General features: G+C 71.9%; 13 protein-coding genes. 8 read left to right on the top strand and 5 right to left on the bottom strand.

Going from position 1 to position 12,268, the window contains the following annotated elements:
* The first annotated feature begins 21 nt into the window (after positions 1-21).
* From JOF41_RS27365 to JOF41_RS27345, 5 genes are all read left to right on the top strand, one after another.
* Complete coding sequence (locus tag JOF41_RS27365) at positions 22-1,155, top strand: GuaB3 family IMP dehydrogenase-related protein (RefSeq protein ID WP_189224205.1); 1,134 nt, start codon at positions 22-24, stop codon at positions 1,153-1,155.
* 5 nt (positions 1,156-1,160) lie between these two features.
* Entirely contained in the window at positions 1,161-1,331 is a 171-nt protein-coding gene (locus tag JOF41_RS27360; RefSeq protein WP_189224206.1) for a hypothetical protein, read from the top strand.
* Between the two features lie 49 nt (positions 1,332-1,380).
* On the top strand, positions 1,381-3,111 hold the full coding sequence (locus tag JOF41_RS27355) for a GMC family oxidoreductase (RefSeq protein ID WP_209622979.1): 1,731 nt from the start codon (positions 1,381-1,383) through the stop codon (positions 3,109-3,111).
* 514 nt (positions 3,112-3,625) lie between these two features.
* Positions 3,626-4,027 carry a hypothetical protein gene (locus JOF41_RS27350; RefSeq protein ID WP_307867547.1) on the top strand — a complete coding sequence of 134 codons (402 nt, stop codon included), beginning with the start codon at positions 3,626-3,628 and terminating at the stop codon, positions 4,025-4,027.
* 13 nt (positions 4,028-4,040) lie between these two features.
* On the top strand, positions 4,041-4,592 hold the full coding sequence (locus JOF41_RS27345) for a DUF3558 family protein (protein ID WP_209622977.1): 552 nt from the start codon (positions 4,041-4,043) through the stop codon (positions 4,590-4,592).
* 93 nt (positions 4,593-4,685) lie between these two features.
* On the opposite strand, the gene JOF41_RS27340 is transcribed toward JOF41_RS27345, so the two are convergent.
* The 3 genes from JOF41_RS27340 to JOF41_RS27330 form a co-directional block, all read right to left on the bottom strand.
* On the bottom strand, positions 4,686-4,859 hold the full coding sequence (locus JOF41_RS27340; protein ID WP_189224210.1) for a hypothetical protein: 174 nt from the start codon (positions 4,857-4,859) through the stop codon (positions 4,686-4,688).
* Between the two features lie 89 nt (positions 4,860-4,948).
* A complete protein-coding gene (locus JOF41_RS27335) occupies positions 4,949-6,394 on the bottom strand; it encodes an aldehyde dehydrogenase family protein (RefSeq protein WP_209622975.1) in 1,446 nt (481 codons plus the stop codon).
* Between the two features lie 35 nt (positions 6,395-6,429).
* The gene (locus tag JOF41_RS27330; protein ID WP_209622973.1) at positions 6,430-7,140 is read right to left on the bottom strand and encodes a phosphotransferase; all 711 of its coding nucleotides are present in this window, start codon (positions 7,138-7,140) and stop codon (positions 6,430-6,432) included.
* A gap of 52 nt (positions 7,141-7,192) precedes the next feature.
* Between JOF41_RS27330 and guaA the strand changes: the two genes are divergently transcribed.
* On the top strand, positions 7,193-8,752 hold the full coding sequence (gene guaA / locus JOF41_RS27325) for a glutamine-hydrolyzing GMP synthase (RefSeq protein WP_189224212.1): 1,560 nt from the start codon (positions 7,193-7,195) through the stop codon (positions 8,750-8,752).
* 82 nt (positions 8,753-8,834) lie between these two features.
* On the opposite strand, the gene JOF41_RS27320 is transcribed toward guaA, so the two are convergent.
* Positions 8,835-9,038, bottom strand: coding sequence for a hypothetical protein (locus tag JOF41_RS27320; protein WP_189224213.1), 204 nt, complete (start codon positions 9,036-9,038; stop codon positions 8,835-8,837).
* Complete coding sequence (locus tag JOF41_RS27315) at positions 9,031-10,272, bottom strand: PspC domain-containing protein (RefSeq protein WP_229795815.1); 1,242 nt, start codon at positions 10,270-10,272, stop codon at positions 9,031-9,033. Before JOF41_RS27315 ends, JOF41_RS27320 begins: the two co-directional genes overlap by 8 nt.
* Positions 10,273-10,383: 111 nt before the next feature.
* Between JOF41_RS27315 and JOF41_RS27310 the strand changes: the two genes are divergently transcribed.
* On the top strand, positions 10,384-11,616 hold the full coding sequence (locus tag JOF41_RS27310; protein WP_229795817.1) for an ATP-binding protein: 1,233 nt from the start codon (positions 10,384-10,386) through the stop codon (positions 11,614-11,616).
* A complete protein-coding gene (locus tag JOF41_RS27305) occupies positions 11,613-12,263 on the top strand; it encodes a response regulator (RefSeq protein ID WP_189224214.1) in 651 nt (216 codons plus the stop codon). The genes JOF41_RS27310 and JOF41_RS27305 overlap by 4 nt, the downstream gene beginning before the upstream one ends.
* The last annotated feature ends 5 nt before the right edge of the window (positions 12,264-12,268 follow it).

Genomic DNA, 12,268 nt, shown 5'->3' with positions numbered 1-12,268 from the left:
TCGCTGAGAAGAGGACAACAAGTGCGCGATCTGGTCGAGATCGGCATGGGCCGGACCGCCAGGCGGGCCTACGAGCTGGACGACGTCGAGATCATCCCGTCCCGCCGGACCCGCTCGTCCAAGGACGTCTCGACGGCGTGGCAGATCGACGCCTACCGGTTCGAGATCCCGCTGATCACCCACCCCACCGACGCGATCGTCTCGCCGGGCACGGCGGTGGCGGTCGGCGAGCTGGGCGGGTTGGGCGTGCTCAACGCCGAGGGCCTGTGGGCGCGTCACGCCGACGTCGACGAGGCGCTGTTCCGGCTGGTGCAGGCGGTGGAGGACACCGACGACCCCGGTGCGCCGGTGCGGGTGCTGCAGGAGCTGCACTCCGCCCCGGTGCGCATCGACCTGATCGCCGAGGCGATCAAGCAGGTGCGCGAGTCGGGCGTCACGGTGGCGGTGCGGGTCAGCCCGCAGCGGGCGGCCGAGCTGACCCCGGACCTGCTCGCGGCGGGCGTGGAGATCCTGGTCGTGCAGGGCACGATCATCTCCGCCGAGCACGTCTCGCGCGACGGCGAGCCGCTGAACCTCAAGTCGTTCATCGCCGACCTGGACATCCCGGTGATCGCGGGCGGCGTGGGCGACTACCGCACGGCCATGCACCTGATGCGGACCGGCGCGGCGGGCGTGATCGTCGGCTACGGCTACACGCCGGGGGTGACCACGACGGACTCGGTGCTGGGCATCGGCGTGCCGATGGCGACCGCGATCGCCGACGCCGCCGCGGCGCGGCGGGACTACCTGGACGAGACCGGTGGCCGCTATGTGCACGTCATCGCCGACGGCGGCGTGCTGACCAGCGGCGACGTGGCCAAGTCGATCGCGTGCGGGGCGGACGCGGTGATGCTGGGCGAGCCGCTGGCCGCCGCCGCGGAGGCGCCCGCCCAGGGCCTGTACTGGACCGCGGCCTCGGCGCACCCGTCGGTGCCGCGCAGCCACGTGTCCACCGGCGTGGACCAGGTGGTGGACCTGCGCAGCCTGCTGTTCGGGCCGTCGGTGGACCCGAGGGGCGTCACCAACCTGTTCGGCTCGCTGCGGCGGGCCATGGCCAAGACGGGGTACTCCGACCTCAAGGAGTTCCAGAAGGTCGGCCTGACCATCCGGGGGTAGTGGGCGTGGGAGTCGAGGAGTTCTTCGACAGCGACGTGGCGGACGAGGCCGAGGCGGCGCCGGGGGGAGCGGGCACGCGGAAGCAGGCGCCCCGGTGGGCGCACCCGGCGGTGCTGGTCTCGGCGGGTCTGGTGGTCGCGGCGCTGATCTTCACGGTGGGTGTCCTGCTGGTCTGAACCGGTCGAGGACTAGGCGTTACCGGAAGTTACATCTACTGTCGTGCGCATGGGTGAACTCGCCGGTAACAAGCAGGCGGCGGACTACGACGTCGTGGTGGTCGGCTCCGGGTTCGGCGGCAGCGTGGCCGCCCTCCGGCTGACCGAGAAGGGCTACCGGGTCGCCGTGGTGGAGGCCGGGCGCCGGTTCGCCGACCACGAGTTCGCCAGGACGTCCTGGGACCTGCGCCGCTACCTGTGGGCGCCGCTGCTGGGCTGCTACGGCATCCAGCGCATCCACGCGCTGCGCAACGTGGTGGTCCTGGCGGGCGCGGGCGTCGGTGGCGGGTCGCTGGTCTACGCCAACACGCTGTACCGGCCGCTCAAGCCCTTCTACCGGGACCGGCAGTGGGCGCACATCACCGACTGGGAAGCCGAGCTGGCCCCGTTCTACGACCAGGCCAGTCGGATGCTGGGAGTGGTGGAGAACCCGACCACCACCCCGTCCGACGAGGTGATGCGCGCCGTCGCCGAGGACATGGGCGTGGCCGACAGCTACCACCCCACCCCGGTCGGCGTGTTCTTCGGCGAACCGGGCCAGCCCGCCGAGGACCCCTACTTCGGCGGCGCGGGACCGGCCCGCACCGGCTGCACCGAGTGCGGCTCGTGCATGTCCGGCTGCCGCGTCGGCGCGAAGAACACGCTGGTCAAGAACTACCTGTACCTGGCGGAGCGCAACGGCGCGCGGGTGCTGCCGCTGACCACGGTGACCGACCTGCGGCAGGCCCCGGACGGCACCTGGGCGGTCACCACCCGGCGCACCGGCGGCCTGCGCCGGGGCACCCGCGTGCTCACCGCGGGCCAGGTCGTGCTGGCTGCGGGCACCTGGGGCACCCAGCGACTGCTGCATCGGATGCGGGACGAGGGCGCGCTGCCCCGGCTCTCACCCCGGCTGGGCGAGCTGACCCGCACCAACTCCGAGGCGATCATCGGCGCGGGCCGCTTCACCGTCGACCCGGAGCGCGACTTCACCAGGGGTGTGGCCATCACCTCGTCGATTCACCCGGACGAGACCACGCACATCGAGCCGGTCCGCTACGGCAAGGGCAGCAACGCCATGGGCCTGCTCCAGACGCTGGCCACCGACGGCGCGAAGGCCACGCCGAGGCTGGTGCAGTTCCTGGTCCAGGCGGTCCGCCACCCGCTGCGGCTGGCCAGGGTGCTGTCGGTGCACCGGTGGAGCGAGCGCACGGTGATCCTGCTGGTGATGCAGAGCCTGGACAACTCCATCACCACCTTCACCCGCCGGAGCAGGTTCGGCAGGCGCAAGCTGACCTCCAAGCAGGGCCACGGGCAGCCCAACCCGACGTTCATCCCGGCGGGCCACCGGGCGAACCTGCTGGCCGCCCGGCACATCGGCGGCGTCCCCGGCGGCACGTGGGGCGAGCTGTTCAACATCCCGCTGACCGCGCACTTCATCGGCGGCTGCCCGATCGGCGAGGACGCCTCGACCGGTGTCATCGACCCCTACCACCGGGTGCACGGCTACCCCGGCCTGTCCGTGGTGGACGGCTCGGCGATCTCGGCGAACCTGGGCGTGAACCCGTCGCTGACCATCACCGCCCAGGCCGAGCGCGCGTTCGCCGCGTGGCCGAACAAGGGCGAGGCCGACCCCCGGCCCGAGCAGGGCGCGCCCTACCGGCGCGTCCCACCCGTGCCGCCGGTCAAGCCCGCCGTGCCCGCCTCCGCGCCCGGCGCGCTGCGGCTGCCGATCGTGGAGATCAGGACCGCCGACCGCTGAGCCCCGGCGTCAGGCGATCGGGCCGACCTGACGCGGTTCGCGGACCAGGTCGTGAGGTTCGGGGGAGTGACACCTCGGTGTTCATCCCGCGGTAGGCGTCAGCGGCCGTTCTCAAGTGCTCGTGCTCAATGGGAGTCACCCGGGTGGACGCGTTGTTGTGGCCGCCTGCTTGCTGGCGGGGTTGCTGCGTTCATTCCACTTGGCGTGTCCCCGAACCGGGAACTCGGGATTGCTCATGAGCTCGAACGTGAAGGGCTTCGAGATTTTCATCGGTGCGCGAGGTGAAGTTCGTCGGTGTGGCGCTGGAGGCGAGTGGTCCGGTGCTGTGATGAGGATGGCTGTCGCTAACACGTCTGGGTTGATCTGATGCGCTGATCGTGGCGTTCTGCTTGGTCGTGGTCTGAACTGCGCTATGGTCGGAATCCAGCTGTGCGTTGCCTGCGTCGAAGCGGAAACGTAGCGGTCCGCCGGCAATGCCATGTCGAGTTGAGGGGGTGATCGGCAGGGAGTAGGAGTGGCGGTAGAGGGCGCGTGGAGCGCGCAGTCCATGCAGGCGATGACAGCCAATGCGCAGGGCTTGAAGCAGGCGGCGGAGTCCGGTTCATTCGCGATCAGCGAGTCGGGTGCTCAGGCGTACATCAAAGCCATCGACGATGCTCAGAGCGAATTGCGCATTATCGAGTCGCAGGTGTTCTACCTCCAGCAGGAGACCAAGCTCGGCACAAGCCCTGACGCCAGAGCGATGAGTCGTTACAACCTGGAAAGCGCCACCGGGGGAGCAGGCACGATCGGTATCGTGCCTGCGATCGAGCAACTCAGAGCGGCGCTCGCTGACGCCGAGGCGGCCATGCGGAAAGCGGTGGAGAACTACCGCGCTGTTGACGACGATCACGCTGACAACTTCCAGAGCTGCTGAGGTGAGGATTCACTTGATCAAGTCGATCGTGGCTCGGACCGCCGCACTGCTCACGTTCGCTGGACTGGTACTGGCGTCGTGCGGCAGTGGTGAGCACGGGAACCCGTCGCCCGCGAGCACTACCACTGCGGTGAGTGCGGCGGACGCGCCTGAATCGGCATCGACTTCACCTGCCGGCGGTGCGTCGTTGGTCGGGTTCGAGCCGTGTTCGGTGTTCACTTCCATCACCGCTCAATTCGGCTTGACGGGGATAAAAGAGGACGGCAGCGCCAGTTGTCTCGCCGTGTACTCCGACGGCGTGACGGCCCGGCTCGACGTCCGTCCCAGCAGGGGCCTCGACGACTTCGTGCCGGGGGCGAACTCCGAAATTTCCGAGACTTCAGTCGGAAGTCGGCAGGCCAAGTTGGTCAAGAAGCCCGTCACCTCGACTTCCTGTGCGGTGGCGATCGAGGTGAGCGTGACGTCCAGGGTGGACGTCTTCGCCACATCGGACACGTCGCTGGACGAATCGTGCAAGGCGGCGACCGACATCGCCGCTGCCGTTGAACCGGAGCTGCCCGAGTGAGCAGCGGGGAGTCGGTGGTGACATCGCCGAACTCACGGTCGCCGGGTAGTAGTTACCGGCCCTGGGGAGCGGGGCGGGTAGTACTTGCAGGCGTCAGGTGGTGAGGTGCTGGAGGAAGGTGGCGAGGGCGTCGGCGGCCCGGCTCAGCAGCACCAGGGCTTCCCGCGCGAACGCCAACGCCTGGTCCGGGTGCTGGTGGGCGTAAGCCACGAAGCCCACCAGCACCAGCACCGTCACGCAGCCGCCGATTCCCCCGCGCGTGGACATGGCACCCTCCCTGGTTCGCCGCGACAACGGTCGCCGCACCAGCGTGCGCGCCGTCGGCCGAGGCGAACAGGGAGAAATGCGGGTTCGAGCTAGAGAGCGATACCGGTGAGCACCATGGTGCGCTCCTCGGTGAAGTCCTCCATCGCCGATCGCACGCCCTCACGCCCGGTGCCCGAGCCCTTGACCCCGCCGTAGGGCATCTGGTCGGCCCGGTAGGACGGCACGTCGCCGATGATCACGCCGCCGACCTCCAGCTCGGCCGCCGCCTCGAACGCCACCCCCACGTCACGGGTGAACACGCCCGCCTGCAGGCCGTAGTCGGTGGCGTTGGCCTGCTCGAACGCCGCGGCCACGCTGTCCACCACGGACACCACCAGCACCGGCCCGAACACCTCCTGGCGCCACAGGTTCGCCTCCGGCGGCACGTCCTGGACCACGGTGGGCTCCACCGAGGTGCCCGTGCGCCCGCCGCCCACGTGCAGCGTCGCGCCCGCCGACACCGCCTCGGCCACCCACTCCTGGACCCGCTTGGCGTTGTCCTCGTCGATCAGGGGCCCGACCTCGACCTCCGGGTCGTGCGGGTCGCCGGTGCGCAGGGCGCGCACCTTCTCCACCAGCTTCGGCACGAACTCCCCGGCCACGTCCCGGTGCACCAGCACCCGCTGCACCGCGATGCAGGACTGGCCCGCCTGGTAGTTGCCGAACGTGGCGATGCGCGCGGCGGCCTGGTCCAGGTCCGGCCAGTCCGGGCAGACGATGGCCGCGCTGTTGCTGCCCAGCTCCATCACCACGTGCTTGCGCGGCGCGGCCTCGGCCAGCGACCAGCCGACCGAGGTGGAGCCGGTGAACGAGATGACCGGCAACCGCTCGTCGGTGACCAGCGACTTCATGTCCGCGCCGCGCACCGGCAGCACGGAGAACGCGCCCTCGGGCAGGTCGGTCTCGGCCAGCAGCTCGCCCAGCAGCAGCGCCGACAGCGGCGTGGCCGAGGCGGGCTTGACGATCACCGGGGCGCCCACCGCGAGCGCGGGCGCGACCTTGTGCGCCACCAGGTTCAGCGGGAAGTTGAACGGGGCCACGGCCAGCACCGGGCCGCGCGGCACCCGCCGGACCACTGCCAGCCTGCCCTCCCCGTTGGCGTCGGTGTCCAGCCGCTGGAGCTCGCCGGTGAACCGGCGGGCCTCCTCGGCGGCGAACCGGAAGGTGTTGACCGCGCGGGTCACCTCGATGTTCGCCCACTTCAGCGGCTTGCCGTTCTCGGCGGTGATGGTCTCGGCGATCTCCTCGGCCCGCTCGGCCAGCGCGGCCGAGACCCGCATCAGCGCCTCGGCCCGCAGGTGCGCCGGGGTGCGCCGGAACGGCTTGGCCGCCGCCGCGGCGGCGGCGACGGCCCGTTCCACCTGGTCGGGTCCGGGCACAGCGACCGAGGCGACCTCGGTGCCGTCGAAGGGGTGGAACACGGTGGTGGCCTCGGCGCCTTGTTCGGCGCGTCCGGCGATCCAGCAGGGCCTCGGCTGCGGGGTGAACGCGTCCATGTCACCCACCGTAGGCCGCCGGGGGCCGGTTGGCTTTACCGATCTTGGAAGTGCGCGCGCACGTACTCCGCGTGGCGCGAATACAGCAGGTCGTGACCCTCCTCGCGCTGCCGGTGGAACTCCGGGAGTTCGCGGATCATCCGGACCATGTCGTCCAACCGGGCGAGGACGTGGCGGCCCAGCCCCTCGGCGGTGGTGCCGTAGGCGGCGCAGAACAGCTCGGCCCGCCGCCACTGCTCGTCGGGGGTGCCGAACTCCGGCGACAGCGGCGCCAGGCAGTAGGCGGTGTAGGCCAGGTCCCACCAGCGCGGGCCGGGGCGCGCGGTGTCGAAGTCGATCAGGCCGACCGGCTCGGCGCCGTCGAAGACCACGTTGTAGGGCGCGAGGTCGTTGTGGCAGATGACCTCCACCGGCTCGATCGCGGGGAACCGCCAGCCGTCGCGCTGGTCGGCCAGCTCGGCGGTGGCGTCGTGCAGCACGCGGACCAGCTTCGCCACGGCGACGAGGGTGTCGTCGCCGCGCAGGTGCTCGGGGATCGGCGGGTGACCCACCTCTCCCTCCAGGTAGGTGAGCACCTCGCGGCCCTCGTCGTCGAACCCGTGCACCAGGGGCGCTATGCCCAGCGGCGCCAGGTGGTCCAGCAGTCGGTGCACCATCGGCGTCCACGGGCCGGTGGGGCGGCGGACCGTGCCGCCGACCCGAACCACCTGGTTGAGCCCGCCTCCGGTGAGCAGTTCCTCTTCCACGTCTGCGATTCTTTAACAGCGCGGACTCGCCCCTACAGGAGGTTTGCCCCCAGTGGCCGACAGCAGCAACCGCCCCGTTCTGGTCATCGACTTCGGCGCGCAGTACGCGCAGCTGATCGCCCGCCGCGTGCGCGAGGCGCAGGTGTACTCCGAGGTCGTCCCGCACACCGCGTCGGTGGCGGAGCTGCTGGACAAGGACCCGGCGGCGATCGTGCTGTCCGGTGGTCCGTCCAGCGTCTACGAGCCGGGTGCGCCGCAGGTGGACCCGAAGCTGTTCGACGCGGGCGTGCCGGTGTTCGGCATCTGCTACGGCTTCCAGGCCATGGCGGGCGCGCTCGGCGGCACCGTCGAGCACACCGGCACCCGCGAGTACGGCCGCACCGAGCTGGGCGTGCGGCAGGGCGGTGGCCTGCTGCACGACGAGCTGCCCGACACCCACCCGGTGTGGATGAGCCACGGCGACTGCGTCACCAAGGCCCCCGACGGCTTCACGGTGACCGCGACCAGCGACGGCGCCCCGGTGGCCGCGTTCGAGGACCCGGAGCGCCGGTTCGCGGGCGTGCAGTACCACCCGGAGGTCGGCCACTCGCCGCACGGCCAGGAGGTGCTGCGCCGCTTCCTGCACGAGATCGCGGGCCTGCGCCCGCAGTGGACCACCTCCTCGATCGTGGACGAGCAGGTCGCGCGCATCCGCGAGCAGGTCGGGGACGGCAAGGCCATCTGCGGCCTGTCCGGCGGGGTGGACTCGGCGGTGGCCGCGGCCCTCGTGCAGCGCGCCATCGGCGACCGGCTGACCTGCGTGTTCGTCGACCACGGCCTGCTGCGCGCCGGTGAGCGGGCGCAGGTGGAGCGCGATTTCGTGGCCGCGACCGGCGTCAACCTGGTGACCGTGGACGCGCGGGAGCGGTTCCTGACCGCGCTGGCCGGGGTCACCGACCCGGAGCAGAAGCGCAAGATCATCGGCCGGGAGTTCATCCGGGTCTTCGAGCAGGCCGAGCGCGACCTCAAGGCCGAGGGCGACTACCGGTTCCTGGTGCAGGGCACCCTCTACCCCGACGTGGTGGAGTCCGGCGGCGGCGCGGGCGCGGCCAACATCAAGAGCCACCACAACGTCGGCGGCCTGCCGGAGGACCTGCAGTTCACGCTGGTCGAGCCGCTGCGCGCGCTGTTCAAGGACGAGGTGCGCCGGGTCGGCACCGAGCTGGGGCTGCCGGAGACGATCGTGCAGCGCCAGCCGTTCCCCGGTCCCGGCCTGGGCATCCGGATCATCGGCGAGGTCACCGCGGAGCGGCTGGAGATCCTGCGCAAGGCCGACGCCATCGCCCGCGAGGAGCTGACCGCCGCCGGGCTGGACCGGCAGATCTGGCAGTGCCCGGTGGTGCTGCTGGCCGACGTGCGCAGCGTCGGCGTCCAGGGCGACGGCCGCACCTACGGTCACCCGGTGGTGCTGCGGCCGGTGTCCAGCGAGGACGCGATGACCGCGGACTGGACCCGGCTGCCCTACGAGGTGCTGGAGCGCATCTCCACCCGGATCACCAACGAGGTGGCGGAGGTCAACCGGGTCGTGCTCGACGTGACGAGCAAGCCGCCGGGCACCATCGAGTGGGAGTGAGGACGTGAAGAGGGCCACCCCCGCGGGGGTGGCCCTCTTCACGTCTCCGGCGCCGTCTCCGGCGTCGTTCTCAGCGTCGTCCTCAGCGCCTGCGCCGCATCGACCCGGCGAGCAGCCCGATCCCGATCACCATGGCGCCGCCCGCGAGCAGCAGCCGCAGGTCCAGGAAGTCGGGCCAGATCCGCCCGTCGGTCAGCATGTAGGCGGAGGCGAGCAGGGTGCCGATGCCGAACACCAGCCCCACCACGTCCACCCCGCGCTTGTCCCGCAGTTCCGACTCAGCCACGGAGCACCTCCACGCTGCCGACGTTGGTCCGCACCTCGAGCTCCACCTTCGGCCCGCCTTCCCCGTCGGGGCCGTTGTCCTCGGCCCGCACCGACCCCTTGGGGCCGTCGTGCTGCTCACCGAGGCACTCGATCGACCCGAGCCCGTTCTCGCAGCTGACCTCCACGTCGGCGTTCGCGGGCACCCGGATGACCGCGCTGCCCACGCCCACCCGCACCTCGGTCCTCACCTCGCTGGTGGCGGGCAGCGCGGTCAGGTCTAGCTCGACCTGCCCCGCCTTGGTGTGGTACTCGTCCAGCACCGCCTCGGCGGTCGTCGGCCGGGCGCTGATGTCGCCCATCCGGTCGCTGTTGTCGAAGTCGTCGAACCCCGCCGTGGTCAGCACCAGGCCGATCGCGCTCAGCGGCACGGCGAGCCAGATCAGCCCGCGTCCCGCGTTGCCGCGCAGCGCGCCCGCCACCAGCCCCAGCCCCAGCACGGCCACCACCAGGCCGAGCGTGTGCTCGGCGGTGAACCAGTCGCCGTAGGCGGAGTCGAAGTCCGCGGAGATCACCGCGCCGCCCAGCACCAGCAGGGCCAGCGCGAACGTCGCCGCACCCACCCGCGACCGGGGCCGCCGGGGCCGGTGCGCGGGCTGCTCGGGCGCGGGCGGCGGACCGCTCGGCTCGGGCAGGTCCCACGCGAAGGGCGCCGCGCCCAGCGGGTCCCAGGCGGGCGGCGTCACCCGCTCGGTCTGCTGTTCCGATCCCGTCACACCAACCCCCGTGGTGAAGTCGCCCGTCAGGCCCCCGGTGGGCCGCGGGCGGTTGAGCTGGCCCCTGCCGCGGTGCAGCAGGTAGACCGCGCCGACCGACAGCAGCACTCCGCCGACCATGGTGAAGCCGCCGTCGATGAAGAAACCGCTGGTGGGCAGCAGGCCCAGGCACAGCAGCACGGTGAGCGGGGCGGGCGTGGCGCTGCGGCCCCGGCCGAACAGCGACTCCACCGCGGAGACCTCGTCATCCTCTTGGGCGAAGCACAACCACCCCAGCAGGTACATGAGGATGCCCGCGCCGTTGCACAGCGCCATGGCCACGAACGCCACCCGCACGATCACCGGGTCGATCTGGTACCGCTGCGCGATACCGGCGGCGACACCGGCGACCTTGCGCCCGCCGTGCGGCCGACGGGGCCTGCTGGCCCAGAAGTCCTTGAGCGTCTCCTCGACGCCCGCTGCGCTCACGTTCCCGCTCACGGTGATGAGGATGCGCCGCCGGGCCCGCCCGGCACATCGGGGGCGCACCCTGAACCGGGCATCGGGTGGAACCCTGATGACCGGGCCCCGCCCGCGTGTGACGATTCCGGGGTGGGTTCGCAGGTGGAGACGGTCTCGGACCGGACGGTGGAGCCGGTGCGCAGGCGCCGCGGCGGGCGCGTGGTGGCGGGCGTGGCCGGGGGCGTCGCCGAGCACCTCGGCGTCGAGGTGTTCTGGGTGCGGGCGGTGTTCGCCGCGCTCACCGCGCTCAACGGCGTCGGCGTGATCGCCTACGGGCTGCTGTGGCTGTTCGTGCCGCAGCGCCCGGTCGGCTCGCCGGAGCCCGACGAGCAGCCCAGGGAGCGCCAGCAGGCGCTGGGCCTGGTGGCGCTGGGCATCGCCGCGGCCGCGCTCAGCGGCCTGCTGACGGGCCCGCTCAGCGGCTGGATCGCGGGGCCGCTGGCGGTGGCGCTGGTCGGCGCGGCGGTGGTGTGGCGCGAGGCGGACGAGGCGCAGCGCAGGCGGTGGCGCGACGGCGCCCGCAGCGGCTTCCTGGGGGCGGGCCGCACCGGGCTGATCCGGGTGGTCGCGGGCGTGGCGCTGGTGGCCGTCGGCATCGGCGTGCTGCTGATCAACAGCTACGGCCTCGACCAGATCCGGTTCGCGCTGCTGGCGGTGGTGGCCACGCTGGGCGGTGTGGCGGTGCTCACCGTGCCGCTGTGGATCAAGCTGATCAACGACCTCGGCGAGGAGCGCCGGGTGCGCATCCGCACCGAGGAGCGCGCGGAGATCGCCGCGCACCTGCACGACTCGGTGCTGCAGACGCTCGCGCTGATCCAGAAGCAGGCCGAGCAGCCGCGCGAGGTGCGCAGGCTGGCCAGGGGGCAGGAGCGGCAGCTGCGCGACTGGCTGTACGGCCGGGAGGTGGGGGAGGCGGGCAAGCCGACGACGCTGTCCGCGGCCGTCGCGCGGGCCGCGGGCGAGGTGGAGGACACCTTCGCGCTGACCGTGTCGCAGGTCGTGGTGGGCGACTGCGACCTGGACCACAACCTGCTGGCGATGGTGCAGGCCGCGCGGGAGGCGATGGTCAACGCGGCCAAGCACGCGGGCGTGGCCGAGATCAGCGTCTACGGCGAGGTGGAGCCCGAGCAGGTGGCGGTCTTCGTCCGCGACCGGGGCAAGGGCTTCGACCCCGACCTGGTTTCCGCCGACCGGCATGGCCTCGCCGACTCCATCCGGGGGAGGATGGACCGGCACGGTGGGGAGGTCCGGCTGCGCACGGCCCCCGGTGAGGGCACCGAGGTGCAGCTGAGGATGCCGAGGAAGACGGAGGCGGGGACGTGACGGTTCGGGTGTTCCTGGTGGACGACCACGCGCTGTTCCGGGCGGGGGTGCGGGCCGAGCTGGACTCGATCACCGACGAGATCGAGGTGGTCGGCGAGGCGGGCTCGGTGGGCGAGGCGGTGGCGGGCATCGCGCGGCACCGGCCGGACGTGGTGCTGCTGGACGTCCACATGCCCGACGGCGGCGGGGCGGAGGTGCTGCGGCAGGTCCGCACGGCGCTGCCCGAGGTGGTGTTCCTCGCGCTGTCGGTGTCCGACGCCGCCGAGGACGTGATCGCGGTCATCCGGGCGGGCGCGCGCGGCTACGTGACCAAGACGATCTCCAGCCAGGAGCTGGTGCGCGCGGTGGTCCGGGTGGCCGAGGGCGACGCGGTGTTCTCGCCGCGGCTGGCGGGCTTCGTGCTCGACGCGTTCGCCGACCGGCCGGGCGCGGCCCCGATCAGCGACCCCGAGCTGGACCTGCTGACCCCGCGCGAGCGGGACGTGCTGCGCCTGCTGGCCCGCGGCTACGCCTACAAGGAGATCGCCTCCGAGCTGTTCATCTCGGTGAAGACGGTGGAGACGCACGTGTCCAGCGTCCTGCGCAAGACGCAGCTGTCCAACCGCTACGAGCTGTCCCGCTGGGCCTCGGACCGCAGGCTGGTCTAGCCGGT

The sequence above is a fragment of the Saccharothrix coeruleofusca genome, assembly GCF_017876325.1.
Taxonomy (GTDB): domain Bacteria; phylum Actinomycetota; class Actinomycetes; order Mycobacteriales; family Pseudonocardiaceae; genus Actinosynnema; species Actinosynnema coeruleofuscum.
Note: the sequence above shows the minus strand (reverse complement) of the source record. Positions and strands in the feature narration are given on the sequence as shown.